This window comes from Treponema sp. Marseille-Q4523, from assembly GCF_016901105.1.
GTDB lineage: Bacteria > Spirochaetota > Spirochaetia > Treponematales > Treponemataceae > Treponema_D.
Genome location: NZ_JAFEVM010000026.1, coordinates 1 through 25,055, shown reverse-complemented (window position 1 = coordinate 25,055; position 25,055 = coordinate 1). Strand labels below are relative to the sequence as shown.

General features: G+C 50.2%; 21 protein-coding genes. 11 read left to right on the top strand and 10 right to left on the bottom strand.

Annotated elements, in window-relative coordinates; all coding sequences use genetic code 11:
- From JSQ97_RS09080 to JSQ97_RS09060, 5 genes are all read right to left on the bottom strand, one after another.
- Nucleotides 1-1,848, bottom strand: a complete 1,848-nt coding sequence (locus tag JSQ97_RS09080; RefSeq protein WP_205075762.1) for a proline--tRNA ligase — start codon at nucleotides 1,846-1,848, stop codon at nucleotides 1-3.
- 135 nt (nucleotides 1,849-1,983) lie between these two features.
- Nucleotides 1,984-4,356, bottom strand: a complete 2,373-nt coding sequence (locus tag JSQ97_RS09075; RefSeq protein ID WP_205075761.1) for an adenylate/guanylate cyclase domain-containing protein — start codon at nucleotides 4,354-4,356, stop codon at nucleotides 1,984-1,986.
- A 355-nt stretch (nucleotides 4,357-4,711) separates the two neighbouring features.
- A complete protein-coding gene (locus JSQ97_RS09070) occupies nucleotides 4,712-5,038 on the bottom strand; it encodes an STAS domain-containing protein (RefSeq protein WP_205075760.1) in 327 nt (108 codons plus the stop codon).
- 15 nt (nucleotides 5,039-5,053) lie between these two features.
- Nucleotides 5,054-7,207, bottom strand: a complete 2,154-nt coding sequence (locus tag JSQ97_RS09065) for a PP2C family protein-serine/threonine phosphatase (protein ID WP_205075759.1) — start codon at nucleotides 7,205-7,207, stop codon at nucleotides 5,054-5,056.
- Between the two features lies 1 nt (nucleotide 7,208).
- The gene (locus JSQ97_RS09060) at nucleotides 7,209-8,600 is read right to left on the bottom strand and encodes a PP2C family protein-serine/threonine phosphatase (protein WP_205075758.1); all 1,392 of its coding nucleotides are present in this window, start codon (nucleotides 8,598-8,600) and stop codon (nucleotides 7,209-7,211) included.
- A gap of 159 nt (nucleotides 8,601-8,759) precedes the next feature.
- Between JSQ97_RS09060 and JSQ97_RS09055 the strand changes: the two genes are divergently transcribed.
- The gene (locus tag JSQ97_RS09055; RefSeq protein ID WP_205075757.1) at nucleotides 8,760-9,782 is read left to right on the top strand and encodes a sugar kinase; all 1,023 of its coding nucleotides are present in this window, start codon (nucleotides 8,760-8,762) and stop codon (nucleotides 9,780-9,782) included.
- A 318-nt stretch (nucleotides 9,783-10,100) separates the two neighbouring features.
- Here the strand turns inward: JSQ97_RS09055 and JSQ97_RS09050 are convergent, their stop codons facing one another.
- From JSQ97_RS09050 to JSQ97_RS09035, 4 genes are read right to left on the bottom strand one after another with little or no spacing between them, the layout of a single operon-like run.
- Nucleotides 10,101-10,577 (bottom strand): methylglyoxal synthase, encoded by a 477-nt coding sequence (locus tag JSQ97_RS09050; protein WP_205075756.1) that lies wholly within the window; start codon nucleotides 10,575-10,577, stop codon nucleotides 10,101-10,103.
- A complete protein-coding gene (gene prcB, locus JSQ97_RS09045; RefSeq protein ID WP_205075755.1) occupies nucleotides 10,537-11,166 on the bottom strand; it encodes a dentilisin complex subunit PrcB in 630 nt (209 codons plus the stop codon). The genes JSQ97_RS09050 and prcB overlap by 41 nt, the downstream gene beginning before the upstream one ends.
- 50 nt (nucleotides 11,167-11,216) lie before the next feature.
- A complete protein-coding gene (locus JSQ97_RS09040) occupies nucleotides 11,217-11,885 on the bottom strand; it encodes a 5-formyltetrahydrofolate cyclo-ligase (protein ID WP_205075754.1) in 669 nt (222 codons plus the stop codon).
- A gap of 26 nt (nucleotides 11,886-11,911) precedes the next feature.
- Nucleotides 11,912-12,190 (bottom strand): hypothetical protein, encoded by a 279-nt coding sequence (locus JSQ97_RS09035; protein WP_205075753.1) that lies wholly within the window; start codon nucleotides 12,188-12,190, stop codon nucleotides 11,912-11,914.
- A 203-nt stretch (nucleotides 12,191-12,393) separates the two neighbouring features.
- On the opposite strand from JSQ97_RS09035, the gene JSQ97_RS09030 reads away from it, so the two are divergent.
- The 3 genes from JSQ97_RS09030 to JSQ97_RS09020 all read left to right on the top strand — a co-directional run bounded on the left by JSQ97_RS09030 (nucleotide 12,394) and on the right by JSQ97_RS09020 (nucleotide 15,472).
- Nucleotides 12,394-12,672 carry a co-chaperone GroES gene (locus tag JSQ97_RS09030; protein WP_021329442.1) on the top strand — a complete coding sequence of 93 codons (279 nt, stop codon included), beginning with the start codon at nucleotides 12,394-12,396 and terminating at the stop codon, nucleotides 12,670-12,672.
- Between the two features lie 226 nt (nucleotides 12,673-12,898).
- Nucleotides 12,899-13,789, top strand: coding sequence for an alpha/beta hydrolase (locus JSQ97_RS09025; protein ID WP_205075752.1), 891 nt, complete (start codon nucleotides 12,899-12,901; stop codon nucleotides 13,787-13,789).
- A gap of 366 nt (nucleotides 13,790-14,155) precedes the next feature.
- Nucleotides 14,156-15,472 (top strand): flagellar hook assembly protein FlgD, encoded by a 1,317-nt coding sequence (locus tag JSQ97_RS09020; protein ID WP_205075751.1) that lies wholly within the window; start codon nucleotides 14,156-14,158, stop codon nucleotides 15,470-15,472.
- A gap of 196 nt (nucleotides 15,473-15,668) precedes the next feature.
- On the opposite strand, the gene JSQ97_RS09015 is transcribed toward JSQ97_RS09020, so the two are convergent.
- Nucleotides 15,669-16,979, bottom strand: a complete 1,311-nt coding sequence (locus JSQ97_RS09015) for a PALP domain-containing protein (RefSeq protein ID WP_205075750.1) — start codon at nucleotides 16,977-16,979, stop codon at nucleotides 15,669-15,671.
- Between the two features lie 548 nt (nucleotides 16,980-17,527).
- Here JSQ97_RS09015 and JSQ97_RS09010 point away from each other — a divergent pair.
- The 7 genes from JSQ97_RS09010 to JSQ97_RS08980 all read left to right on the top strand — a co-directional run bounded on the left by JSQ97_RS09010 (nucleotide 17,528) and on the right by JSQ97_RS08980 (nucleotide 24,796).
- Nucleotides 17,528-18,118: a DUF937 domain-containing protein gene (locus JSQ97_RS09010; protein ID WP_205075749.1), complete on the top strand. Its 591-nt coding sequence runs from the start codon at nucleotides 17,528-17,530 to the stop codon at nucleotides 18,116-18,118.
- A gap of 19 nt (nucleotides 18,119-18,137) precedes the next feature.
- Nucleotides 18,138-18,869: a hypothetical protein gene (locus JSQ97_RS09005; protein WP_205075748.1), complete on the top strand. Its 732-nt coding sequence runs from the start codon at nucleotides 18,138-18,140 to the stop codon at nucleotides 18,867-18,869.
- Between the two features lie 170 nt (nucleotides 18,870-19,039).
- Nucleotides 19,040-20,527 (top strand): ketol-acid reductoisomerase, encoded by a 1,488-nt coding sequence (gene ilvC, locus JSQ97_RS09000; RefSeq protein WP_205075747.1) that lies wholly within the window; start codon nucleotides 19,040-19,042, stop codon nucleotides 20,525-20,527.
- Nucleotides 20,528-20,609: 82 nt separating this feature from the next.
- Complete coding sequence (locus JSQ97_RS08995) at nucleotides 20,610-20,888, top strand: HU family DNA-binding protein (protein ID WP_205075746.1); 279 nt, start codon at nucleotides 20,610-20,612, stop codon at nucleotides 20,886-20,888.
- Complete coding sequence (locus tag JSQ97_RS08990) at nucleotides 20,878-22,422, top strand: HU family DNA-binding protein (protein ID WP_205075745.1); 1,545 nt, start codon at nucleotides 20,878-20,880, stop codon at nucleotides 22,420-22,422. Before JSQ97_RS08995 ends, JSQ97_RS08990 begins: the two co-directional genes overlap by 11 nt.
- 87 nt (nucleotides 22,423-22,509) lie before the next feature.
- Nucleotides 22,510-22,755: a TIGR03905 family TSCPD domain-containing protein gene (locus JSQ97_RS08985; protein ID WP_205075744.1), complete on the top strand. Its 246-nt coding sequence runs from the start codon at nucleotides 22,510-22,512 to the stop codon at nucleotides 22,753-22,755.
- Between the two features lie 205 nt (nucleotides 22,756-22,960).
- Nucleotides 22,961-24,796 (top strand): phosphoenolpyruvate carboxykinase (GTP), encoded by a 1,836-nt coding sequence (locus tag JSQ97_RS08980; RefSeq protein ID WP_205075743.1) that lies wholly within the window; start codon nucleotides 22,961-22,963, stop codon nucleotides 24,794-24,796.
- Nucleotides 24,797-25,055: the final 259 nt, after the last annotated feature.

Sequence of the window (25,055 nt, the reverse complement as noted above, 5' to 3'; positions counted from 1 at the left end):
TTAAGCATTGAGAGCCGCGAGCGCATCGCGCACTATCTTTTCCGCATGCTTTGCCGCGTCGGTTGCGGGCACGAGGGATGCTTCGCTTGCGGAGCGTTCTTTTATCTCCACGTTCGGAAGATTTTTTTCGCCGACGACGATGCGCACCGGAATACCGATCAAATCCATATCGGCGAATTTGACGCCCGGCCGCTCGCTTCTGTCGTCGAGCAGCACTTCGATACCCGCCTTCGTAAGCGCATCGTAAATGTCGTCGGACACTTCTTTCATGCGGCCTTCGTATTTTATCGGCACGATCGCGACCTGGTAAGGCGTGGTACTCATCGTCCAAATGATGCCCTTGTCGTCGTGATGCTCTTCGATGATCGACGCGAGCGTGCGGTCGACACCGATGCCGTAGCAGCCCATGAGCGGTATGCAGGATTTGCCGTTTACGTCGAGATACGAAACGTTCATCGACTTCGTGTATTTTGTACCGAGTTTGAAGATGTGGCCGAGCTCGTTGCCTTTTTTCGTATAGAGCGCTTTGCCGCAGACGACACACGCATCGCCTTCTTTTACGGTGCGCACGTCGGCCGTCATAAAAGGCGTAAAGTCGCGCAGCGGTTCGACGTGCATATTGTCGACGTCTTTTTCGCCGCCGCCGGTCACCGTATCGTGGACGCGTACGTCGTACGAGCCGTCGTCCTTTTTTACCATAACGCTTTCGTCCGCAACGAGCGGCACTTTCGTCAATCCGACAGGCCCGACAAATCCGTGCGGCGCACCCGAATACTTTATGACGTCTTCTTCCTCTGCAAGTTCTGCGCCGCTCGCTTTGAGAGAAGCTGCGAGTTTCGTTTCGTTCACATCGAGGTCGCCGCGGATGGCAACAGCAAAAAAACTTTCCGGATAATATTCGTTTCCGCCCTCATCCTTTTCACGCTTGAATGCGGCGCCTCCGGGCGCATCCGTCAAATCGAGGGAGGAATTATACGTCTTGTAGATGAGCACTTTGATAAATTGCGAAGAGCTCATTTTAAAGAACGCTTCCATTTTGGCAATGGTTTCGACGCCGGGGCACGGAACTTTTTCGATCGGTTTGTCGGTCGCAACCTGCACCTTGCATGCAGCGTCGAGGGCGACATCGGCTTTGCACGAAGCTTTTTCGACATTTGCCGCATAGCCGCACGAAGGACAGAGTACAAGCGTATTGTCGCCGACGGAGCTTTCGACCATGAATTCTTCCGATCCGTCTCCGCCCATGGCACCCGTATCGGCTCTTACGGGAATCACGTTGATGCCCATGCGTTTGAAAATGCGGCGGTATGCGCGCGAACACTTTTCGTAGCTTTCATCGAGGGAGCGTTCGTCCGTATCATACGAATACGCATCCATCATGATAAATTCGCGGCCCCGCATAACGCCGTAGCGCGGTCTGATTTCGTCGCGGTATTTCGTATTGATTTGATAGATAAAGATAGGCAGCTGTTTGTAAGAGGTAAGACCGTCGCGGACAAGAGCCGTAAACGCTTCTTCCGCAGTAGGACTGACGATCATATCCTGTCCTCCTCTCGTTTTGGCGCGCAGCATTTCCGGCCCCATCGTCTGCCAGCGCCCGCTTTCTTTCCACAAATCGCCCGGCTGAATGACCGTCGGTTTTATTTCAAGCATACCGGCGGCATCGAGCTCTTCGCGGATGATCGCTTCCGCTTTTCGCAGCGCGCGCAAACCGAGGGGCATATACGCGTACAATCCGTTCGCCAATTTTCTGATAAGACCCGCGCGCATCATAAGCTTGTGGCTTTCGATGACGGCATCCGAAGGAGAATCGCGCAGCGTCGAAATAATCGTTTGAGAAGCTTTCATAGCGTTCTATTGTAACGTAAAGGGTGATGCGATTGCAAGCAAAACACAAGCAAAAACGCAAGCTCTTGTAAAAGGCAATGTCTACAGCCGTGAAAACGCGATCGTCCCGAAAATCCGATCGCCGTCGCGCGACTGCTATTTTCCCGTCATTACAAAAACGCCCTTCCATTCCTTGCTCGGCGGCGATAACCGATAGCGGGCAATCCTTTTCAAAAACACTTTTGACGGCGCATCGTTGTATTTTTCCGCGTTTTCGGAAAAGTATTTTTCTGCAGAATCCCATTCCATTTTTCGGTAATACGACAAACCGGTTTCAAATTTCCGTTTTAAATCAAGAATTTTATCGGTCACAGCTTCTTTCGCCTGCAGCACTTCATAGATACGCACGGGTTTTGTTTTTCCTTTTACCGTTATGTAGTCGAGTTCGCGGCACACGAAATCTTTTCCGAGCTTTTCATACACCGCCCTTGAAATAATCGATTTCGAGCCGTATTCCTTGTTCGCGCTTTCAAGGCGCGCCGCAAGGTTTACGGTATCGCCGATCGACGTAAAATCTTTGCGCGTTTCCGAACCGACGGAACCGAATACGACGGAACCCGAATTGATCCCGATACCGACGGCGATAGCATCCGCCCCCTTTTCGAGCGCGAGCTGTTTTTCGCGGTACATCGCTTTGCGAATTTCCATTGCGGCTTTGCACGCGTTGATTTCCTTTTTCGCTCCGGAAAAAAACGCCATTATTTCATCGCCGACATATTTATCGACATCGCCTCCGTTATCGAAAATAATTTTCGTTTCGATATCGAGGTAATGATTTAAAAGCCGTATGACTTCTTTCGGCTGTACCTTTTCACAAAGGCTCGTAAAGCCGCGGATATCCGTAAACAAAAAACACAACTCGCGCGTCGTGCTCAAACGGCCGGTACTTTTTTCCGCGTTCTGCACCGTGTGAAACGACACATAGGGAAGCATACCGCGCACAAGCGATACGATATTGTTTATTTCGACGGAGAGATTTTTTATCTCGTCGTTCGTATGGACGGTTTCTTCAAAAATCAATTTACCCGATTCGATCTTTGCATTTCCGGCAAGCATATCGCTGAGACTGTTCGCCGTTCGTCTGATATTGCCGCAAAGGAAGAGAACGGGATTTACTATAAAGTCAGCGAGGAACAGCGTGATGATTATAGAAGCATAGAAAAAAATCACCGAGATCGAAAGGATAAAAACTTTTGCCTGAAAATACGGTCGGTTTAAAATTTCTTTCAAATACGTAACGACCGAAAATCCCACGAGCTTTTGGCCGTCTTTTCTCGAAAATGTTACGGGATATACATAGATGCACGTGTCTTTTCCCTCTTTGTAAATGGGCTTGCTTCTCGTGTTTATGTCTTGGAAGTGGACTATGTACTGAATGGCTTCCGACGGTAAGATCCTTTTTTCTTCCTGAGGGATTTTATGGATCTCCCCTGCAGCCGTCGTATACGAAAAAACGTCGAATTCCGGCAACTCGGTAGCATAATCGATCGCTTCGAGAAAAACATTCGATTTTGCGCTCGTCGTAATGATATCCGCTCTTTGACAGGGAAAAGGCGAAGACGCATTGGTTTTGTTGATGCCTTCGAGAAAAGCGCTTATCTTCGTATGGAGTCCGTCGGAAAAATCGTAAATCGCGGCAACCTGCTCCGCAAGATTTTTACCCGTATTGTCGGCGGTCTGCGAAACAAGCGCTTTATAATTTTTCAAATCGGTGTAGATAAACGTCGAAAGAATGATAAGGATCGTCAAAAGAATAACGACGGTTATCTTGATTTTTATGTGCGTTTTGATTTTAACAGTCCGCACGCTATGTACCCATTCGCTCAAAGCGGTTCTTACGGCGGTAAAATTTTCATCTGCATCGGCTTCGGTCTTTTTCCGTTTTTTCAATTTTTCCGCCGCCTTTTTCCGAATGACGGCTTCTTTTTTTTCTTCTTCTTTTAATAATTTTTTATATTCGACATAAGATTCGTTTTGCGCTTTTATGGAAACGATCCCGACGGCGATGAGGCACGCATGGAAGATCAAAGCCGAAAAAAACGCCGCATACGCGAGGGGACTCAGCGAAGAAAACCAGCGGGCGGTATTCGCAAATAAAATGATTCCGCAAACGGACGCCGCCAAGTAAAACGTCAGCGAAACAAGCAAACACAGATATATGATGAGCTCGGTTATTTCTTTTCGGAAAAATGACAGCGCGATGACTATAAACGTTATCGGCAAAAGAAAAAACGAAAGGCAGCAAATATAAAAAAAATTAAAACCTTTCGTTACCGCACCCGAAAACAATACGGTAAACGGAAACAGCAGGCGGGAAGTTTGTTCGGGATCGAACAAATCCATGCCGGTCATACTGAAAGGGAACAGCATAAGTTCGAGCAACACGACGAGGTACAATGCCCTCAACGTTACGGGAGAAGCTGCAATTTTTCTCCCGTTCATTTTGATTTTTTCAAATACGTTTTTCATGGCAGTTATATGTGATTACATAGTATAAAATACGCAACTGTTTTGCAACATATCGACACGGCATCTCTGCCGTACATTGCATGAAGCGGGGTCCACCGCGCAGCAATCGCGTGAGCTTTTTTGTCGAATTCCCGCATCACTGTGTGCATATCGTCCGTAAAAGAGGGCACGGCACGAAAGAGCGGAAAATCCTTTGTCTTCGGATTCCCGCCGGATTCATACGGCTCTCCGATTATATCCCCTAAAATCGCCCCGTACATAGACCGTATCCCTTAATAATTATTAATACTTTTTTTATAGAACAATGTACAGCGCACCGAAATCGGAGGCGGCGGTTTGCCGTCGTACCGTGCACTTACAGGACTTCGGTCACGGAATTGATGATGCGGAGCACTTGCGAAAAACCCGTCGCGTCGACGGCTTCGCGGCTTTCTGCCGAAGGCGACAGCAGATACAGCGCATGCCCCTTGGCTTCTCCGTCGTTGAACGCGGCCATGATCGTCCCCATACCGGAATAATCGATTTCGGAGACTTTCGATAAATCGAGTACGACGTTATCGCGTGCGATCGCGTCGTACAGCTTTTGCTCGAGTTCTCCAAGCGTATACGCGTTGATCGCGCCCGAGAGTTCATACAATACGTAATTCGCGCCGCTTTTTTCAGTAATCGTCAATTGAGCCATAAGTATCTCCGAACACTATGCGTATTTTATAACGAGGGCGCTTACGTCCGCCTCGATTTCTTTCGACATAAATTTAACAAGATTGTCATAGACGAACTGCGCTATGCGCGAAGCGGGAAAGGTCAAGTTCGAAAGCATAACCTGCTGTACACGCTCTTTGCCGAAAACATCTCCGCGCAGCGAGCGCGACGTAAGGACACCGTTCGTACACGAAAGCACGATATCGCCTTTGGTAAGTTTTATCTGCCGTACCGAAATATAGGGTGCAATATCGCGTACAAAGCCGAGCACATGACCGCGTCCCTGGATTTCGATGATATTATTGTACGACTGCGTATACACGAAAATCGCGGGGATGCCGCAGTTGATGTAATACATCACGTCGACGGAAAAATCGACGAGCGCAAAGGCGCCGTTGAAAATGCTGCCCTTCGGAAGGTTTTCGCGTATAAATACATTGACCCGCTGCACAAGCATTTTAAAGTCGTGTGTTTCGTCAAGAAAGGTTCTGATGACCGATTTTAAAATGACCATGTTCATACTCGCGGCAATCCCCTGTCCGCTCAAACTTCCGATAACGAACAGATGCGTATGATCGTTGATCCTGATCAAATCGATAAATTCGCCGCCGATATTGTGCGCCGATTTCATGATATAGCCGACATCGGCTTTTGTATTCGTGACGGCATCGACGTCTTCCTGAATGGACGCAATGATTTGAGAAGACATGCGGATCTCACGGTTGACCGTACCGATGATCTCTCTGTTTGAAATATTGCGCATGTAGTAGCCGAATACGAAAAAGTACGAATACAAGCGCGTAAGGATGGAAATATCGTAGACCGTATAATGTTCGCCGCTCGTCTTTAAGCCGAGCGTGATGCAGCCGAGCAGATTGCGTCCTTCGCTCAACAGAATGAGCGCGTCCGAATGCGTATCGGTAAAGAGCGTTTCAAGTGATTCCCTCGCCTCCGCAATATCGCTGCGCGCATCGATTTCCGAAAATGCGATGACGTTCCGACCTGCGTTCAACAGCGCATCAAAGGCGGGGTTGTCGGCGCGAACGGGAGTATCACGGATGACGGATGAAAACGCGTTTTCAAGGTACTCATTCCCGTTATTGACGAATACGGACATGGACGAACACTGCACGTTTCTCGTAAACATATTGTATACGCTCATGATGATTTCATCCATTTCGCCGCTGTAGTCGATCGACGCGAGGTCGGTTTCCAAAGCGGTTTCATAGTCGGTCGGACGAAGGCGGCGCGTCGTCGTAAGGTATTTGGACATACCCCAGATAAACAAAAGCGACAGCGCAGTACCGACAACCAAAATCGTATAAAACTGCAAAGAGCGGCCGCCGACGATCGGAAACAACAACGTGAAAACGGCAACGAGAAAAACGCTCGGAATAATATATGCGAACAAAAGCCGAAGAATATACACAAGCGCATCGCTTGCCGACGGCATCGCGCGAACCGATTCCGAACGCAGCAGCATCAGCAAAAGGAATTCGTATGCGAGCGGATAGAACAGATAAAAACCGGCTATGTCCCGCGACAAAAATCTGATGAACAGGAGCATGCCCCACATAAAGAGTACGGAAAACAATTCAAGGTAACCGAGATACCTTTCGAGCCGCGTAGAACTGTATTCGTTGAGCAGCAGCATGATAAGAACGCAAGTACCCGGCAGCACAAAGCGATATAAAACAACGAAAACGGTGAGCCATGTCCACGTAAAAATATTGCCCATATCGCCGCTAAAAATATATTGCGAGACGATTTTTATGCCGCCGTCGGGAGAAATCACGATCAGCTGAAATTTCATAAATACGATATAAAGGGCAAACACAAATAAAAATACCATCATGGCTATGATGAGCGGAATACCTCGTTTTGCCCTTCGTAAAATAAAGTAAAATGAAATATTCGTTAAAAAAACGGCTTCGATAAAAAAAAGCAGCTTGGCGACCAGCAGGAAGACGCCTTCACCGAACGGCAAATTGATTGCGGCGGTAAGCAATACGGAAAGAACGGTCGCTAAAATAATATCGGCGACAATTCGGTCGCTGTACATACCTTTCGTACGATGTACATAGCTTATGTAAAATGACAACCAGATAAAAAAAACGGAAAGCGCAAAATTGAGTATTACAAACGCCATATCAGCCCACCTTTGCAACCATCATCGTGATATCGTCATGAAGCCGCGCGCCGCCGTTATATTCGGGGATCAGGCGTACGATATCGTCGATACATTCCTGCGGCGTTTTGTCGGCGCTTGAACACAGCGTTTCTTTGAAAACGTCACTGTTGCCGAGTTGGATGCCGTCGCTGTTCATGATCTCCGACAAACCGTCGGACGCGATGAGGATAGTGTCTCCTCGGTAGAGCTTTCGTTCTTCGACCGTGATGTCCCCCAAATCGATGATGCCGACAAGACTCGCATTCGATGCGAGAGGCTTTATCTTATAACCGCTCGGCACGCGCGAGAGAACGAGGGGATCGGACATGGACGCGTTCACATAGCGCAGCGTCATCGCATCGGTATCGACGAGACCGAGAAATAAGACCGTATATTTATCCTGCAGTTTCATATTTTTTATGGCACGGTCGATTTCACGGATAATATTTTCGATGTTCTCTTTATCGTCGATGATCTTCAAGGTGTTTACGACCAGACCCATGATGAGCGCCGCCGCAAGTCCCTTTCCTGAAACGTCGCCGAGCAGGAGCAGCGTTTTATTTTTATCGATTTGCAAAACGGAATAATAGTCTCCCGAAACGTTGATGAGCGGTTTATAATACGCGGCGAGCTGGAGCTTCGGAATGACGGGCATCTGCTGAGGAAGAAAGGAGCGCTGCGTGTCCGCAAGCAGCTGCCATTCTTTCGTAAGATCGGAAATTTCGGTAAGGTTTGAAATCGTACGGGAACGCGATTGAAAACGCGCAAACTCTTCATAGAGCTGCCGGTACGCATCGGCATCAAACAGTTTCGTATAGCGGCAAAAGATAAAAAGCTGCTGTGTACCGCACACGAAGAAAAATCCGCGCGCTTCTTTTACCGATGAAACGATACCGAGTGAATCGTCGAGCAGATAGATTCCTTCCGGCCATGAAAGCGGAAAGTTTCGCTCAAGCACATCGCGCACCTCAGACGAAGATGCAAAGCGGTCCGGACTGTTGTACAAAACGTAATTTTTTTCCCGATCGATAAAGAGAACCGAACAACCGGCTTCGTTTTCGAGGATGTCCGCAAATACTTTATACAAGTCGTCAAACGAATAACAAAAACGCAGGCGGTTGGTGAATCGCGTCAAATAGCGCGTTTCGCTTTTTTCGAAAATTCGCTGATGTATTCGACTGCCGATCATATCGCGCACGGCATCGCCCCCGAGCAGCAAGAGAACGAAAACGGTCGCAGGGATCGATATGAGCAGGGCAAACGAATGACCGGCGATATCTTCCGGCATGAGCATCGATGACACAACGATAAACAGAATTAAGATTGCAGCGTTGAGGGTAAAAAAAACGATTCGCTTCCGCGTTTTATACATAGATACCTCGACAACATTATGAAATATACGTAATTCGAATTGTAACAGTATAGCATATTGTTGAGGGTTTCGCATAGATACGCGCGGCTATGCAAAACACGCGACATACGTTTATACTGACGGATAGTTGCACTGCCCGTCGCAATTTCGGAGGATTTCATGGCTAAGGTAATCACGTTCGGAGAAATCATGCTGCGTCTCGCGCCGGAAGGCTATAAGCGTTTCGTACAGGCGGATAAATTCGATGTCGTATACGGGGGCGCGGAATCGAACGTCGCCGTTTCTTTGGCAAATTTCGATGTGCCCGTTTCGTTCGTCACAAAGCTTCCCGCGCACGAAATGGGGGACGCGGCGCTGAACGAACTGCGCAAATTCGGTGTCGATACGAAACTGATCGCCCGCGGCGGAGAGCGGCTCGGCATTTATTACGCGGAAAAGGGCGCAAGCCAGCGCGGCTCCCTCGTCATCTACGACAGGGCGGGTTCTTCCTTTCAAACGGCATCTCCGACGGACTTCGATTGGGAGGCGATATTCGACGATGTGTCATGGTTTCACTTTACGGGCATAACGCCCGCGCTCGGAGACAATGTCGCGGCAATCTGTCTCGAAGCGTGTAAAAAAGCGAAAGCGAAAAATATCACGGTAAGCTGCGATTTGAATTTCCGCAAAAAATTGTGGACTTCGGAAAAAGCGGGCAAAGTCATGGCGGAACTCATGGAATACATCGACGTGTGCATTGCAAACGAAGAAGACGCGGAAAAAGTTTTCGGCATCTCGGCAAAAAACACGGACGTAACCGGCGGCAAGCTCGATAAAAAAGGCTATGAAGATGTCGCAAAACAGTTGGCAGACCGCTTTCACTTGCGGCAGGTTGCGATCACGCTCCGCACGTCGCTCGGCGCATCGGACAACAAATGGGCAGCCCTCCTCTATGACGGCAAAAATTATTATTACAGCAAAGAATATCTCATCCGCATCGTAGACCGCGTCGGAGGCGGCGACAGTTTCGGTGCAGGACTCATCTACGGAAACGTAAAAGGTTTCGATCCGCAAAAGACGGTCGATTTCGCCGTCGCCGCGAGCTGCTTAAAACAGACGATCGAAGGCGACTTCAATCACATTTCGGTAGAAGAAGCGGAAAAGCTTATGGGCGGAGATGCATCGGGGAGGATGAGCCGCTGACGGTGAACAAAAGGCACTTCACCTGTCCGTTCCTTAAAATTGCACAGCGAGTAAATCTTCAGATTTAGGAGCTGGGCAATTCGTGCGCACAAGCGCACAGTTAATAAGCGATGTTTCGGCTTCGTCCGAAACTCGAAGTTAAATTGAACGGCGCTATCTCAGACGTTCAATTTAAACCTTCGGCACAAAGCGACACTTCTTCCGACAGCTCGAAAGCCCCGAACTCATCTCCCAATAAAATTAATAATTATTGATTTTATATTGAAAAACATCGATACGGAACGCAATGCCGCTTTTTCAAAGCAGTCGATCCGCGCCTCACGTCTTTTCTTTGAGGCTTTCTTCGAATGCCTTTCTGTCAAACGGCGCGTAAATCGGATCTTTCGGCACATAGTCGGTATCGTCCCACAGCGAACTCGTGATCATCAAATCGGCGCTGTAGCGGTTGCACGCGATCGGTATATTGTGGATCCTGCACTGGCGTAAAAGCATTTGAATGTCGGCTTCGTGCGGCTGCGGATTCAAATCGTCTATAAAAAAGACTGCAAAATCGATTTCCTTTCGGACGACGAGCGCCGCGATTTCCGCATCCCCTCCCATCGGCCCCGAATGCATGCACGTGATGTCGCTCGAAATGCCGTGCCCCATAAAGGATTCCCGCACGAGCGTGCCCGTCGTTCCCGTACAAAAAAGCCTGTGCTGTGAAAGCATTTCGGCATTGTACAGCGCCCAGTCGACGATGTCGGCTTTGCGGTTATCGTGCGCTACAAGAGCGATCCGTAATTTCCGTTTCATAGGATGTTCCTCCGAATTTAACCCCTTCGAATCGACGTATCGCAACCGAAACCCGCTCTGAAGGGGAGACATCTATACTGATTATAAGGTAGGGAGTTGTAAAAGCTTGCGTTACTATTTGAGTCGGCGCGGGGGCGGTTATTAAAAATACCGTTTCCAAACCGTCTTTCGTGTATACCGCGGAATGCAGTCGTATGCCGTAGCCGCCGGTATTAAAACGGCCTGCGCATACGGCGATTACCTTTTTTCGTTTAAAATCGATTTTGGGCGCCGGCCTATCCGATCGCCCGTGCAAAAGTGCATACAGCCTGTCCAAGTCTTTTTGGTTTTCGATTACCGCAGTGACGAATTCCGCACCGTAGCTTCCTTCTGCAAGGATTTCGTACGAAGTTTCCACACGCCCTTCCCTCTCGGTCAAAACGATTTCAGGACAGGGATCGGAGTCTTTACCGCTTTGTGCAGATGCACGCCGCACAGGTCTGAGCGATACGGACGGTTCGAGTGCGGTATGCTCGGATTTTGACGAAACCGATCTACACGAGCACAGAGAAAAAGCGGATAAAACGATCAAAAGGATATATCTGCGCATCTCTTTGAAAAGTAGCATACACCGGCCTTTTAATCAATATTCGTACCGGCCTACAAAGCGCAATCGGCACGATGTCGATCCGCGTCATGCGGCGGCACGCACGGAAAGATGCCGTCCTCGCACACGATATGCGAAACTCCCGCGTCGCGGACGCCGGAGGGGACATCGTTTATGATCTGGCACGAAAAACAGAGACCTGTCAAAATCGGAAGCGCATAGGAAATCCGCGCGATATATCGATCGTAAAAGCCCTTTCCCTTTCCGAGCCGACGGCCGTCGCGAGAAAAAGCGAGAGCGGGTACGAGAAAAAGTGCGCTGTGCGGAAAGCTCTTCGTATCGACTTTTTCGAGATCGGTTTTCGGCTCCGTAAGACCGTAGGCGCCGATTTCCGTCTGCACTTCGAACGGAAGAGCCGCATCGAGATAATAAAATTCCATCGTACCGTAAGCATCGATGCAGCGCGGGAGCGCAACTCGCTTTTTGTTTTTCAAAGCGGATGCGATGATACCCCGCGTTTCAACTTCGCTCGAATCGGATACGAATATAAAAACGGCATCTGAGACCGCATAGAGTTCGGAACCGAGCAGGAGGCGCTCGATCTTTTTCGACGCCGCATCCGCGCGATTTTTTTCCGCAGTAAATTCAAAAATCGCCTTCCGCATCGCCTTCCGCACGATGCGTTTTTTTTCCATAAGTTCCGTTTCGTCAGAAAATCTCATAGCTCGCCGCAAGTCTTCGTTACCGATCATTCGGAAACGCGAATTGTTTTTACTCCGTTTTCTTCAACAACATATAATGCCATAGATTTAAAAAAATCGATCGCGGCGATTTCTTTCACGTCTTTGCAACCTTTTTCATAGACGCCGTAATTTTCTTTTATTTGATTGTAGATACGCAATCTTTCTTTTCGCAGCGCAACGGAAACCCGGTCGTATTGTCTATTTGTTTGTATATATCCGAATACGCACCCCGCAAAAAACGATACCGTTACTGCGATTATAAAAAATATAGTGTACTTTTTCATTTTCCTTCCCTGTTGACGATGCGGACACAAAATAAGTATATTATAAATATATAAAGATTGTAAGGCTTTATATACTGCTTACACAAACGAAAGCCGTCTAAAAAGCGGAAGCTTTTTATCGACTGCGGTTTTTGCGTTGCGGAAACCGCGGTTTGCGCTTTTCGGCGCGCAGCTGACGGCAGCTTTTATCATAGGAGCATAGCATGAAAATCAAACCTTTAGCGGACAGGGTTCTCGTCAAAAACGAAAAAGCGGAATCGAAAACGGCATCGGGCATCATCATACCCGAAGCGGCGCAGGAAAAAACGCAGACGGCAAAAGTCGTCGCAGTCGGACCGGGTACCGAAGAAGACAAAATCACCGTCAAAGTCGGCGAACGCATCATGTACGACAAATATGCCGGCACGCAGATAAAGATCAACAACGAAGACCACCTCATCCTCAAAATGAGCGATATCATCGCGGTCATCGAAGACAAATAAATTACAAAGCACGTTCATCGTAAAGCCGGCGAAAGCCGGTTTTTTTATTTTCGGCATTCATTGATGCGTGAAACGATTGGAAAATTTCGAGTTCCGGCAAAGTCGAAATTCGGGCAATTTAAATTTGACAAGTGTAAAGACGACAATTGTCCGGCCGTTATTAAATCGATAAAATGATAAGCGCTGATGCCCGAACGGGCACGATTCGGAACTTCGGAGAAAAGCGATGAATAGATTTTCAAAAATGACGGCCGCTATTGCCCTTTGGAGCCGTCTTGCTTTAGCGGCAGCTGTTTTATGTATCGGAGCCTTCGCCGCGGCGCAGACAAACGCGGCATCGCCCGCCTTTAAAGTCGAAGAACGAAACTTTCAAAGAAACGGCATGAAAATATCCGGAGAGCTTTTTATACCCGACCGAGCATCTCCCGTGCCCCTGGTCATCCTTTCGCACGGATTCGGCGGAAACCGCGGAGGCGTTAAAGGCTATGTCGAATCTTTTGCGGAGCATGGCATCGCCGCATACATTTTCGAGTTTATCGGCGGCGGCGAGCATATCAAAAGCGACGGAAAAATGACGGAAATGTCGGTGCTTACCGAAGCCGAAGATTTGATTGTCATTCTCGACAACTTAAAAGCCGACGCGCGTTTTAAGGCGGAGCAAATTTTTTTATTCGGAGAAAGCCAAGGCGGATTCGTGTCAACCTATGTCGCAGCAAAACGCCCCGCCGACGTCGCGGGTTTGATTTTATTATACCCCGCTTTTGTGTTGCATGATTACGTTCGGCGGCGCACACCCGATCCGGAACGGATTCCCGACACAATGAGGCTCCTCGGAAAAACCGTCGGGCGGATTTATAATAAGGATGTTCTGTCCTTTGATATTTATACGTTGATGCCGCAGTATTCCGGCAAAACGCTCATCATTCACGGAAGCGACGATCCGCTTGTACCGCTGTCGTATTCGGAACGGGCGGTCAAAACCTTTCCCGATGCGAAGCTCATAAAGCTCGACGGGGAAAAGCACGTCTTTTACGGAAACGCGATGCGGAAAGCCGCGGACGATGCGGTACAATTTGTACAAAGCATAATCGGCGAAAAAAGACATCAGGCTCGGTAAAAAAGCAGCGGCCGGCTATATTAAGTTTTCATTTATCAATAAATTTCCCCTGCCAACAATTTTTCCCTTGACTTAAACCGAGCCTTAACTTGTATACTATTTTATGGAGGTGTGATAAAAACCTATGAACGAATTTAACGGCACAGCCGATGCCATGCTTATTCCGATGGCGGCGCGGAATATGTACTGGTCTTTACCGTATAAATGTGATAATACATATCCATGCGCTGTATAAAAAAAACTGCCGTCATTATCGCGTTCCTTGTATATTCGACGGGCTTTCTTTATGCGCAGGAGTCCGAATGCGATCTTGAAAATGAAAGCAGATACCAAATAACAACCGAATTACGGCAAACCTCCGGAGAGTTGCATCTCCGGATTAATGAAACGGATGCCGCCCTGTATTTAGACGGTGTCAAACAGGGAAATCTTTTCGTCTGTTTTTCCTTGGGAACAGCGGCTAAAAAAAACTACGACGGTTCATACACGTACTTTGAACAAAACGGCATACGCGGCTGCGAATGGATACTGAAGGTTCCCGAAGGGGAACACATAATCGAAGTAAAAAAATTCGGTAAAAAGACGGCCGTAACAAAGGTATACGTATTCGGAAAAACACAGGTTGAACTTGATGTAAGCTTACAAGACGCGGATTTTGAATTGATTTCTTTTTCCGCCGAAAAAAAGCGTTTTAATCCGTATAATCCGGGTACATTGGGAATGTGCCGTTTCAATTTTTCCGTTACCGCTCCCGGAGAGGGTATGCTGGAAATATACGGCGCGGACTCCCGGCTTGTATATCGGAGAGGTTTAAAACCGTTCGCCGCCGAAAACGCACACAGCACGTGGGACGGTCGAGACGAGAACGGAGCAATCGTTAAAAAAGGTATCTATACGGCTTATCTTCAAGTACGGGGAGCAGCCAGTACCGAGTTTATACAATCCGAACCGCTTTCCGTCGCAGTAGATACGGCTCCATCCGTTCCTCTCAGCCTCTTTTCGACAAGCGGATTGTCGGCAGGTCTTGTTCCTGCAGCGCACCTTATGCCCAAAGGAAGCCTGTACGGCGCAAGTACGTGCGGCACCGATTTTTCCCTGAGCAAAGGTTTTAAAACCGCTCCGCTCTTCTTAGGCTTTGCCTACGCACCCTTGGAATTTTTGGAACTTTCATGTACGACGGGAACCGAAATAAAACTCTCACGAGCAAATCCCCTTATCATACAAGGCTGTTTAAAAGCCGTCTGCAAAAGCGGTATGTTCCGATACGGGGCACTTTTAGGAGGCGCATATTCGTCCGGCAAAGCCGCAAGCGTTTTTAATGAAGGAATTTTACATACGGGAAGCCTTTTTGCGATCGATCACGGTCCGCTGTGCATCGGAGTGTCGGAACAGGTATTTTTCGGTATCGCAGGAGGAGAGCTGTATCCGCTTAACGGAAATTTAAAAACGGGAGTATCGGGCAGTTTTCAAAAAGGATTTTATGCGGTACATCTGTCTGCGGTTTTATATTCGCCTTTTTCATCAAGCGGCATGCAGGGTTTCGGCCGTATACAGGCAGGAAGCGATGTGTGTGTATTGATACCCAAAACCCTGTGTATGCCCGGCGCGGGAATATATTATACGCGGGATAAAAACGGTGAAAACGGCTTTACCTTCCGCATCGGAGCTGCCATATATCATTAAATCGTGCGTTTATAAAACTTAATCAACAACCCCGACGCAGAGTACAGGAATATTACCCCCCCGACGAATAAAAAACCTATAAACGAATTTAACGGCACAGCCGATACCATGCTTAGTTCGATGGCGGCGCGGATTTATGTGAGCGAACGCTTCCCCGAATATTTTTATAAAGTGTGCGACGACGGCGGAAGAACGATCATCCGGCGACTTCGGAGATTATCGCGCGCAATTCCGCTTCAGACGAAATCGCCGCCCTCGCAATGCGGGAAATTTTCAGCACCGATGCGATGCGCTCGGGCATCTTAGGCGCTTCGCCGGTCGTTTGGCGGATATAATCCGCTGACAGACACGGATGATCGCGTGCGACGATGACGACGGCTCCCCCGTCTTCCGCCGATATATCCGCTTTGAGTTTTGCCGCAGCGTAGGCGCGCCCCGTGTGGCGGTCGGCAAGTATGCCGTATTTTACAAAAAGCTCTTTTACCGCATCGTCGGTCACGGCATCGGTAAGCTTTACCGGATACACGAAATTGCGCATCATCAGTTTATTTGCGGAAAACACTTCTTCGAGCCGCTCGATGTTCGACGGATCGGTCGGATCGGCAGGTCTTCGGTCGGCGTACGGAACGACCGAATCGAGGACGATGCAGTCGCCTGCCGCATCGACGGTGAGCGCATCGGCTGCGGGAATAAAAAACCCGTTCAAAGGCAGCGCAAAACGCCAGCTGTACAAACCCGCGACGATATTGCTGTAGTTGCCCGGTGCGAGCGCGTAGTACATATCGCCGGGCACTTCGTCTTTCAAACGGGAAAACGCGAACGGGTAAAAAAACGCCTGAGGCAAAAGCCGCCCGATATTTGCGGTATTTGCGACGGTCAGCCGCTTGGCTTCGGAAAAATCCCTGTCCGCGAAGATCGCGCGCACGAGGTTTCGACAGTCGTCTTCCGTTCCTTCGATCTCTACGGGATAGATATTGCCTCCGTTCCAACAATAATCGCTTTCCTGCATACCGTATACGCTCCCTTTCGGACAGACGACGACGGCTTTTATGCGTTTTTTCCCGCGCAGCTCGTGTGCGAGGACGGCACCGGTTTCACGCCGCGTCACCGCCAAAATCGTCGCGCTGCTGTCCCTCATCTGCAAAATCGTTTCGAGACAGGCCGTAAGGTATGCGATACCGAAATCGCGGTGACAGCCGGAAGGCCCGTGAAAGAGTTCGAGCATAAAAAGCGCATCGTCGAGGCGACGAACGGCAGGTTCGAACGGAAACGCTTTTGTCGCGATCGTTTCGCAGATGATCGGGCTGAATTCATCTTTGATAAAAGCGGACGTGAGCGCTCCGGCAACCGACGCGAACGACGTCGCTTTATCGGTATAGAGGATCCAGCGGCGCAAGTCTTCCGTGTCCGAAGGCACATAGAGTCCGCCGTCTTTCGGCATACAGTGCAGGACGGCTTCCGCAAAGCCGACCGACAGGGCTTTGTTTCGTGTACTCGTAAATCGCATAGTATTATTATAGCTTGAACGGCGAGTTTTGTCATTGCACATTTACAACGTATGTGCAATACGATCCGTACAAAAATGTGTCAGTCGGCGGAGCAATCCGAAACGTCCCGCCTATATCTCTTCATACAAATAAAAATTAATAATTTTTTGTTTTATACTTTTTCGGACGGCACGTATCGGAAGAACCCGCCCTCCGTAACTCCGCTTTCGCTCCGGCCGCGCCGCTCGCGCGTCCGCTTCGCGTTACTCCGGTCGGGCGTAGGCGCTTTTTCCAATTGATAATGGGTAATGGATAATGTGTAATGTGTATATGGATAATTACCGACTACACATTATCAATTATCAATTATCAATTAAATTTCTTGCGCATTCGAGACTGCGGCGACCGGTCATGTGTACGTTCATTGACGGCGGATAATCGGCTCGGTATAATTTTCGCCGATACGTGCTTGCGTGAAAAGGTGCAGTCGGGCATTGCCTAAAACGGCGCCGTGTTTACTCGCATCGCAGTGTACGGGCGAAAACGAATTATCTTTACGGAGGAAAATATGGACGCATCATCGATACTGACGACATTGCTGGGCTCATCGAGCGTTTCGAATATCGGCAAAGCGTGCGATACCGACACCGGTACGGTACGCGCGGTTCTCGCCGAAGCCGTTCCCGCACTCTTAAAAGGAGCCGGTAAACAGGCTGCCGACAAGGAATCGGCGAAAGGCTTTGCATCCGCGCTTGCCGACCACGCGGGCGTGAGTACGGCGAACCTCGGCACCTTTATGAAAAACGTCGATTTGGACGACGGCGCAAAGATCATCAAGCACTTGCTCGGATCCGGCGCAACTTCCACGACGAAGTCGATCGCAAAGACGGCGGGCACCGATGCTTCTACCGTATCGAGCATTCTTGCGGCGGCAGCTCCTCTTTTGATGAGCCTGCTCGGAAAAACTGCCGGAACCGATACGTCGAGCGCCGCACTTTCGGCGCTGATCGGCGGTGTTATGAAAAACGTAAACGTCGGCGACGTACTCGGAAGTCTTTTGGGCGCATCGGGTGCGAAAACGCAAGGAACGGCAAAAAAATCCGGAGCGTCCGATACTGCGAAGCTCGCAGGCGATCTGCTCAAGGGATTATTAAAATAAATAATTTACGGGAGTGTGTATGGCGATAAAACATAGGATCGTTTCGGCATCGACCGGAAAAACGGTGAGAACGGCGCCGAATGCAGGCGGACAATCGGGAAGCGCGTTGCCGCTTCGCCTCGCCGCAGTCGTACTGTGGGTTTTTGCGATCGCATTTGAAGTGCTTGCGTTGTGTGTGATGACGGAAAAGATCGCGATCCCGCTTTTCACAAAGCTTTCTCCGCTTGTTGCGGGAATCGTTTTGCTCGTCATCGATTTTATTTTCGTCGTCGCGGGCGCGCAGCTTTGGAAAAAGGCGAATCGAATCGCACCTGCGTCGGAAGCGAATGCGCTGAAGTTTTGGCTGTGGAACAATATGGGCGTCATCGCGTGTGCGGCGGCTTTCGTTCCGTTTATCGTCCTTTTGCTTTTGAATAAAGATACCGACAAGCGCACGAAAGCGGTCGGCGTTGCAGCGGCGGCGATCCTGCTCATCATCGGAGGACTTGCAAGCTACGACTTCGATCCGGTGTCGGCGGAATCCTACGCGCAGGCGGCGGGCACTCAGCAAGTGTATTGGACGGCGCACGGCAAGCGCTTTCATACGCACGAAGACTGTTCGGCGTTGAGCAGAACGGAAGAGCTTACCGCGGGGAGCGTACAGGAAGCGATCGATGCGGGACGGGAGACGATGTGTAAAATCTGCGAAAAGCGCGACGCCGCCCTGATCGAAAAAATAAAGCAGACGCCGAAAGAAAAAGACGCGGCATAACGATGAGACTGCCCGAACACTTCGGTTTCGGGCAGTTTTTTTTTACCCGTCAATAGTTTTTTATCTTTACGCACACCGCCTATTCGTCTATACTGTATCCGTTTGAGCGGGCGGCAAAGGCACTCCTCGGACAATTGATTTTAATAACGATGTATCGCAGAGGTGATTGTATGGGTGAACGAAAAAATTATTTTAATTCGATTCCGTGGCGTGAAGCGCGCTTGCAGCTCGGTCACTGCCGCTCCATGGCGAAAGACGAATTCGATGACGGAGTAAAAGCGCTCAAAGGCAAAAAGATCGTCATCGTCGGCTGCGGCGCACAGGGCTTAAATCAAGGTTTATGCCTGCGAGCGAGCGGTCTCGATGTCGCGTATGCGCTCCGTGAAAGCGCCGTGTCCGGAAAACGGCAGAGCTGGAAAAATGCGACCGAAAACGGATTCAAAGTCGGAACCTATGCCGAGATGATTCCATCCGCCGACGTGATCGGAAACCTGACTCCCGACAAACAGCACACGCCGGTTATCACCGAAGTTTTAAAGTATGCACGTAAAGGCGTTACGATTTGGTATTCGCACGGATTCAATATCGTCGAAGAGGGTATGCAGATCCCGAAAGAAGATACCGTTATCATGTGCGCGCCGAAGGGGCCGGGCACGGAAGTGTGGCACGAATTCCAGCGCGGTTTCGGCGTGCCCGATCTTATCGCCGTTCACCCCGAAAACGATCCAGACGGACGCGGTTGGGCGGAAGCGAAAGCGCTCGCCGTCGCTATGGGCGGAAGTAAAGCCGGCGTTCTCGAATCGTCTTTTGTCGCCGAAGTGAAATCCGATTTGATGGGCGAACAGACGATTTTGTGCGGCATGCTGCAAGCGGGCACGATCGTGTGTTACAATAAGATGACGGCGAACGGCATCGCGCCCGGCTATGCGGTGAAATTTCTGCAGCACGGATGGAATTATATTTCGGAAGCGCTCAAGTGGGGCGGCATCACGAATATGATGGATCGCCTGTCGAACCCTGCAAAGATCAAAGCGAACGAACTTTCGAAGCGGCTGAAAAAATTGCTGACGCCGCTTTACCGCAAACACATGGACGATATCATAAGCGGCGCATACAGCTCGACGATGATGAAAGATTGGGACAACGGCGACCGCGATCTGCTTGCATGGAGAGAGGCGACAGGGCGCCTGCCGTTTGAAACGACCGAAGAATCGGGCGACGCGATTTCCGAACAGGAGTATTTCGATAAGGGCGTTTTGCTCGTCGCTATGGTAAAGTGCGGCTGCGAACTCGCATTCGAAACGATGGTCGAAGCGGGGATCATGCCGGAAAGCGCATATTACGAATCGCTGCACGAAGTGCCGCTCATCGCAAACCTCATCGACCGCAAAAAGCTCTACGAAATGAACCGCGTCATCTCCGACACCGCAGAATACGGCTGCGCGCTCTTTGCAAACGCCGCCGTTCCCTTCCTCGAAAAGGAATTCATGCCTTCCGTCGGCATCGACGTGATCGGCAAGGGGATGAATGCCGCCGACAATTCTGTAAGCAATACGGAACTCGTCGCCGTCAACGCGGAGATCCGAAATCACCCGATCGAAAAAGTCGGAAGCCGCCTCCGCGCTTACATGACGTCCATGAAACCGCTCGCCGAATAATGACTGCGCCGCGCGGTCTATGCGCCGCGCGTACCGCGATATTGCTCTGGCTTTTTTCTCGTTTTATGCTATAATAATTATTATGATACGTTCGGATTTGATAAAATCGATCAGCGCGGCTGTCGAACTCGATAAGAGAACATGCGGTGACGTCGTTTCGGCGATGCTCGAAGAGATATACACAGTTTTGGAAAACGGCGGCAAGTATACACAGCCGGGATTCGGCGTTTTCGACACTCACGTCAATAAAGGGAAAATCGCGCGTAACCCGTTTACAAAACAAAAGATGCGCTATCCTGAAAAGCGTACCGTACGTTTTAAGCCTGCAAAGATTTTAAAGGATACGCTCAATGCCGAATAAAAATACGCCTCGCGGAAAAACGACGAAAACGAACGCAGCGGAATCGGTAACGCTTTCCGTGCTTGCCGAACGTGTCAGTCGGCGGCTTGCGGATAAATCGCTCGACGACAATAAAATCAAGCAAGTGATAAACTCCTTTTTCGATACGGTGCGACGCGATATCCTCGACAACGGCTCGTTTAAGCTGCTCGGCTTCGGTACTTTCGATCGGATGCTCGTCGACGAAAAGGAGCGCACGGATAGGGTTACCGGCGAAACGATTTTTACACCCGGGTACTATAAAATCAAATTCGTTCCGGTGTCGGCACTTGCCAAGCGTGTCAATAAGCCGTACGAACACTTGCAGCCCGAAGTGATCGAAGAAGCGCCCCTCGAAGAGGCGAAGCCTCTGCCGGATGAAACGCCGATCGATCCCGCGGCCGAAGCACTGCGCGATGCATTTGACGAAATCGACGATTTCGATATCGATCAGGGTCAGACGGATGAGCCCCGTTTCGATTTTTCATCCGAAGCGCCGCCTTCCGCGCCGCAGCAAGAATTCCGAAAAGACAGACCTCATACAGCCGTATCGCAGGAATCGTTTCGGAGCGGAGCGGCCGCGCTGCCGCATTCCGCCGCTTCGGGAAGCACCTGCTATGCGCCGCAGTTTACGCATCACGCGGCACCCGACCCCTATGCGCAAACGGCGGATATGTCGTACTGTTCCGTTTCGCCTGTTTACGATGCGGAAACGCAGCGGAAGCGGAGCGGGGAAATCGACGGCAAAGCGGCGGTCGAAAATCAGACGGTGCGCCATGCGGTCATACAGCAGCAAATTATCGAACAGCAGATCGTCCAACAACACGTGATTCAAAATCGGCATGCCGACGAATTGCCGGAAACCGAAGATGATATACACGATCCCGATTACGACGGCGACGATTACTCAGAGGGTCAGCGCTATATCAGCCGATGCTGGTTTTTTGCCGGCGTTGCGGTAGTTCTTACCGCTTTGATGATCGGTGCACTCGCATACGTGCTTACGCACCGTACTCCGAAAGCGTCGGGAAAGTCCGTGCGTGAGATGCCGAAAACCGTCGTCGCCGAACCGAAAACCGTTGTCACGGAAGCCGCGCCGGAAATACGGACAGTATCGTTGCGGATTGCGGCCGACGATAATCTCTACGCCGCCCTTGCGCAGGCGGAGTACGGCGAGCGAAACCTGTGGCCGTATATTTTCAGTGCGAATATGCTGCGTTATCCCGATCCCGACAATCCGGGGGCGGCGCGCGAACTGGTCGTGCCGTCGAAGCCTGACAGAGCGATCGATCGGCGCGACATAGAGCTTTCCGTGATCGACGTATACGATTCGTATCGCTCGCTCATCGCTGCGAATCCGCGCGGCAGAGCGGCCGCCATACGCAAAGAGCACGCGGTCATTTCGCTCATCTGCGGCGAGTCTCTGTACGGCGGCTTTATCGACAAGTATGCGATCCGCCTCGACGCCGAAGACGTGAGCGCGGCTCGGGAACAAATTAAAAACGCCGCTCGGTAGCATTCGATTTTTTTGTCGATGTGCCGAACGGTGAAACGGTGACGCCGACAAATATCGGCATCTCTTTTAAGGTGAAAATATAATCCGATGAAAGAAATAACGTTTAAAACACGTGGAATATGCGCCCGCACGATACGCTTTACAAAAGGCGATGACGGACGCATTACTGATATCGTATTTACCGGCGGTTGTAACGGCAATTTGAAAGCCGTTGCAAAACTCTGCGACGGCATGACCGCCGAAGAGATCGCGGCAAAGCTTGCAGGCAACACGTGCGGATTTAAAAAGACGAGCTGTGCCGATCAGCTCGCAAAAGCGGTGTTGAGCGAATAGTGCAAAATCGATTTGCGTGAACGAACGGTAAAATCCCCGTTACGCGACGCGGACAGACTCGGATCGTGCATCGGCACGAAGCGCAGACAGGCATTGAATTTTTTAAAGCACTGAATCACGGTGCATTGTCAAAAACCGGCAAATGCGCTATATTGTTTACAAAACCGCTATGGAATCACCGCAACCGTAATGCAAGGAGTTCTTTATGGAAATAAAAGATTTGAAAAACGCTAAAATCAAAGCGTGGGTTGAAGAATGGGTCAAATGGTGCGAACCGGACAGCGTCTATATCTGCGACGGTTCGAAAGAAGAGTACGACAGGCTTATGAAAGAGCTCGTCGAAGCGGGGCTTGCGACAGAACTCAAAAAAAAGCCGCACAGTTATCTTTTTCGCTCGCTCCCGTCCGACGTTGCGCGCGTCGAAGCGCGTACCTTTATCGCATCGAAAAAAGAAGAAGATGCAGGCCCGACGAATCACTGGATAGATCCCGAAGAACTCAAAAAGACGATGAAAGCGCTGTACAAGGGCTGTATGCACGGCCGCACGATGTACGTCATTCCGTTCAGCATGGGACCGGTCGGTTCGGCAATCGGCAAAAACGGCATCGAAATCACCGACAGCGCATACGTCGTGTGCAATATGGACATTATGACGAGAGTCGGAACGAAAGTGCTCGACAATATCGGTACGGATGGCGCATGGATCCCGTGTATGCATTCGGTCGGAAAACCGCTCAACAACGGCGAAAAGGACAACGGCATTTGGCCCTGCGCCGACATGGAGCACAAATACATTTCGCAGTTCCCCGAAGAACGCACGATTTGGTCTTACGGTTCGGGTTACGGCGGAAACGCTTTGCTCGGCAAAAAATGTTTTGCGCTCCGCATCGCGACGGTGCTTGCGCGCGATGAAGGCTGGCTTGCAGAGCACATGCTCATCTTGAAATTGACGAACCCGAAGGGCGAAGTAAAATACATAACCGGCGCGTTCCCGTCCGCTTGCGGCAAAACGAATCTCGCGATGCTGCGCCCGACGCTGCCCGGCTGGAAAGTCGAAACGGTCGGAGACGATATCGCGTGGATGAAATTCGGCAAAGACGGCCGCTTGTACGCGATCAACCCCGAAAACGGATTCTTCGGCGTTGCGCCGGGAACGTCGGACGAATCGAACTACAATGCGATGCGCGCGGCGGAAAAGAATACGATCTTTACGAACTGCGGTTTGACCGAAGACGGAGACGTTTGGTGGGAAGGTATCGGCTACAAACCGGAAGGCAAAGAAATCGTCGACTGGCACGGCAACAAACGCCCCTGCCCGGAAAACGACAAAACGCCGAAAGACAAAGAACAGTGCGTCGCGCACCCGAACGCGCGCTTTACCGCGCCCGCACACCAGTGCCCGTGTATCGCGTCGAATTGGGAAGATCCGAACGGCGTGCCCATCAGTGCATTCCTGTTCGGCGGACGCAGACCTTCAACGATCCCTCTCGTACACCAGGCGAGAAACTGGAACCACGGCGTTTTCCTCGGTTCGATCGTCGGTTCGGAAGTGACGGCCGCCGTTATCTCCGATCAGGTCGGACAAGTGCGCCGCGACCCCTTTGCGATGCTTCCGTTCTGCGGATATAATATGGGCGATTATTTCGGACATTGGATCGACATCGGTCACAAATCGACCGAAGATAAACTGCCGAAGATTTTCTACGTAAACTGGTTCCGCAAAGACGGCGACGGCAACTTTATGTGGCCGGGCTACGGTGAAAACAGCCGCGTCCTCGCATGGGTATTCGATCGCTGCGACGGCAAAGACAACTACATCGACACCGCGATCGGCTACATGCCGAAAGAAGGCGCGATCGATACGACGGGATTGAGCGACGAGTACAAGAAAAACATGTCCGCGCTTACGTCGGTCGATGTTGACGGCTGGAAAAAAGAAATCAAAGACATCCGCGAAAACCACTATCCCAAGTTCGGAAAGCATTTGCCGAAAGAACTCAGCGAGTGTCTCGACGATTTGGAAAAACGGCTGAATAAATAATACGGTTGAATGCAAAAATGGAACGGGGCTGTCTAAAACGCGATCGTTTTTCGACAGCCCCGTTTTCGTATATCGACGGTCGCGTCGGAAGACTCATTCGCTTACCGCGGTGTGCGGTTATCCTGCGCTCCCCGTATTTCCTCACGTAAAAATCTAACCGAAACGGTTTCGGTTACTCAAGTAAAAATCTAACCGTAGCTATGACCGTTGTACTGCCATAGCGATAAGCTTTCGCTGCAACAGCTGCGTCTTGTCAAGC

Coding starts and splice junctions, on each gene's coding strand:
- JSQ97_RS09080 (WP_205075762.1), bottom strand. CDS start 1,848: ATGAAAGCTTCTCAAACGATTATTTCGACGCTGCGCGATTCTCCTTCG.
- JSQ97_RS09075 (WP_205075761.1), bottom strand. CDS start 4,356: ATGAAAAACGTATTTGAAAAAATCAAAATGAACGGGAGAAAAATTGCA.
- JSQ97_RS09070 (WP_205075760.1), bottom strand. CDS start 5,038: ATGGCTCAATTGACGATTACTGAAAAAAGCGGCGCGAATTACGTATTG.
- JSQ97_RS09065 (WP_205075759.1), bottom strand. CDS start 7,207: ATGGCGTTTGTAATACTCAATTTTGCGCTTTCCGTTTTTTTTATCTGG.
- JSQ97_RS09060 (WP_205075758.1), bottom strand. CDS start 8,600: ATGTATAAAACGCGGAAGCGAATCGTTTTTTTTACCCTCAACGCTGCA.
- JSQ97_RS09055 (WP_205075757.1), top strand. CDS start 8,760: ATGGCTAAGGTAATCACGTTCGGAGAAATCATGCTGCGTCTCGCGCCG.
- JSQ97_RS09050 (WP_205075756.1), bottom strand. CDS start 10,577: ATGAAACGGAAATTACGGATCGCTCTTGTAGCGCACGATAACCGCAAA.
- prcB (WP_205075755.1), bottom strand. CDS start 11,166: ATGCGCAGATATATCCTTTTGATCGTTTTATCCGCTTTTTCTCTGTGC.
- JSQ97_RS09040 (WP_205075754.1), bottom strand. CDS start 11,885: ATGAGATTTTCTGACGAAACGGAACTTATGGAAAAAAAACGCATCGTG.
- JSQ97_RS09035 (WP_205075753.1), bottom strand. CDS start 12,190: ATGAAAAAGTACACTATATTTTTTATAATCGCAGTAACGGTATCGTTT.
- JSQ97_RS09030 (WP_021329442.1), top strand. CDS start 12,394: ATGAAAATCAAACCTTTAGCGGACAGGGTTCTCGTCAAAAACGAAAAA.
- JSQ97_RS09025 (WP_205075752.1), top strand. CDS start 12,899: ATGAATAGATTTTCAAAAATGACGGCCGCTATTGCCCTTTGGAGCCGT.
- JSQ97_RS09015 (WP_205075750.1), bottom strand. CDS start 16,979: ATGCGATTTACGAGTACACGAAACAAAGCCCTGTCGGTCGGCTTTGCG.
- JSQ97_RS09010 (WP_205075749.1), top strand. CDS start 17,528: ATGGACGCATCATCGATACTGACGACATTGCTGGGCTCATCGAGCGTT.
- JSQ97_RS09005 (WP_205075748.1), top strand. CDS start 18,138: ATGGCGATAAAACATAGGATCGTTTCGGCATCGACCGGAAAAACGGTG.
- ilvC (WP_205075747.1), top strand. CDS start 19,040: ATGGGTGAACGAAAAAATTATTTTAATTCGATTCCGTGGCGTGAAGCG.
- JSQ97_RS08995 (WP_205075746.1), top strand. CDS start 20,610: ATGATACGTTCGGATTTGATAAAATCGATCAGCGCGGCTGTCGAACTC.
- JSQ97_RS08990 (WP_205075745.1), top strand. CDS start 20,878: ATGCCGAATAAAAATACGCCTCGCGGAAAAACGACGAAAACGAACGCA.
- JSQ97_RS08985 (WP_205075744.1), top strand. CDS start 22,510: ATGAAAGAAATAACGTTTAAAACACGTGGAATATGCGCCCGCACGATA.
- JSQ97_RS08980 (WP_205075743.1), top strand. CDS start 22,961: ATGGAAATAAAAGATTTGAAAAACGCTAAAATCAAAGCGTGGGTTGAA.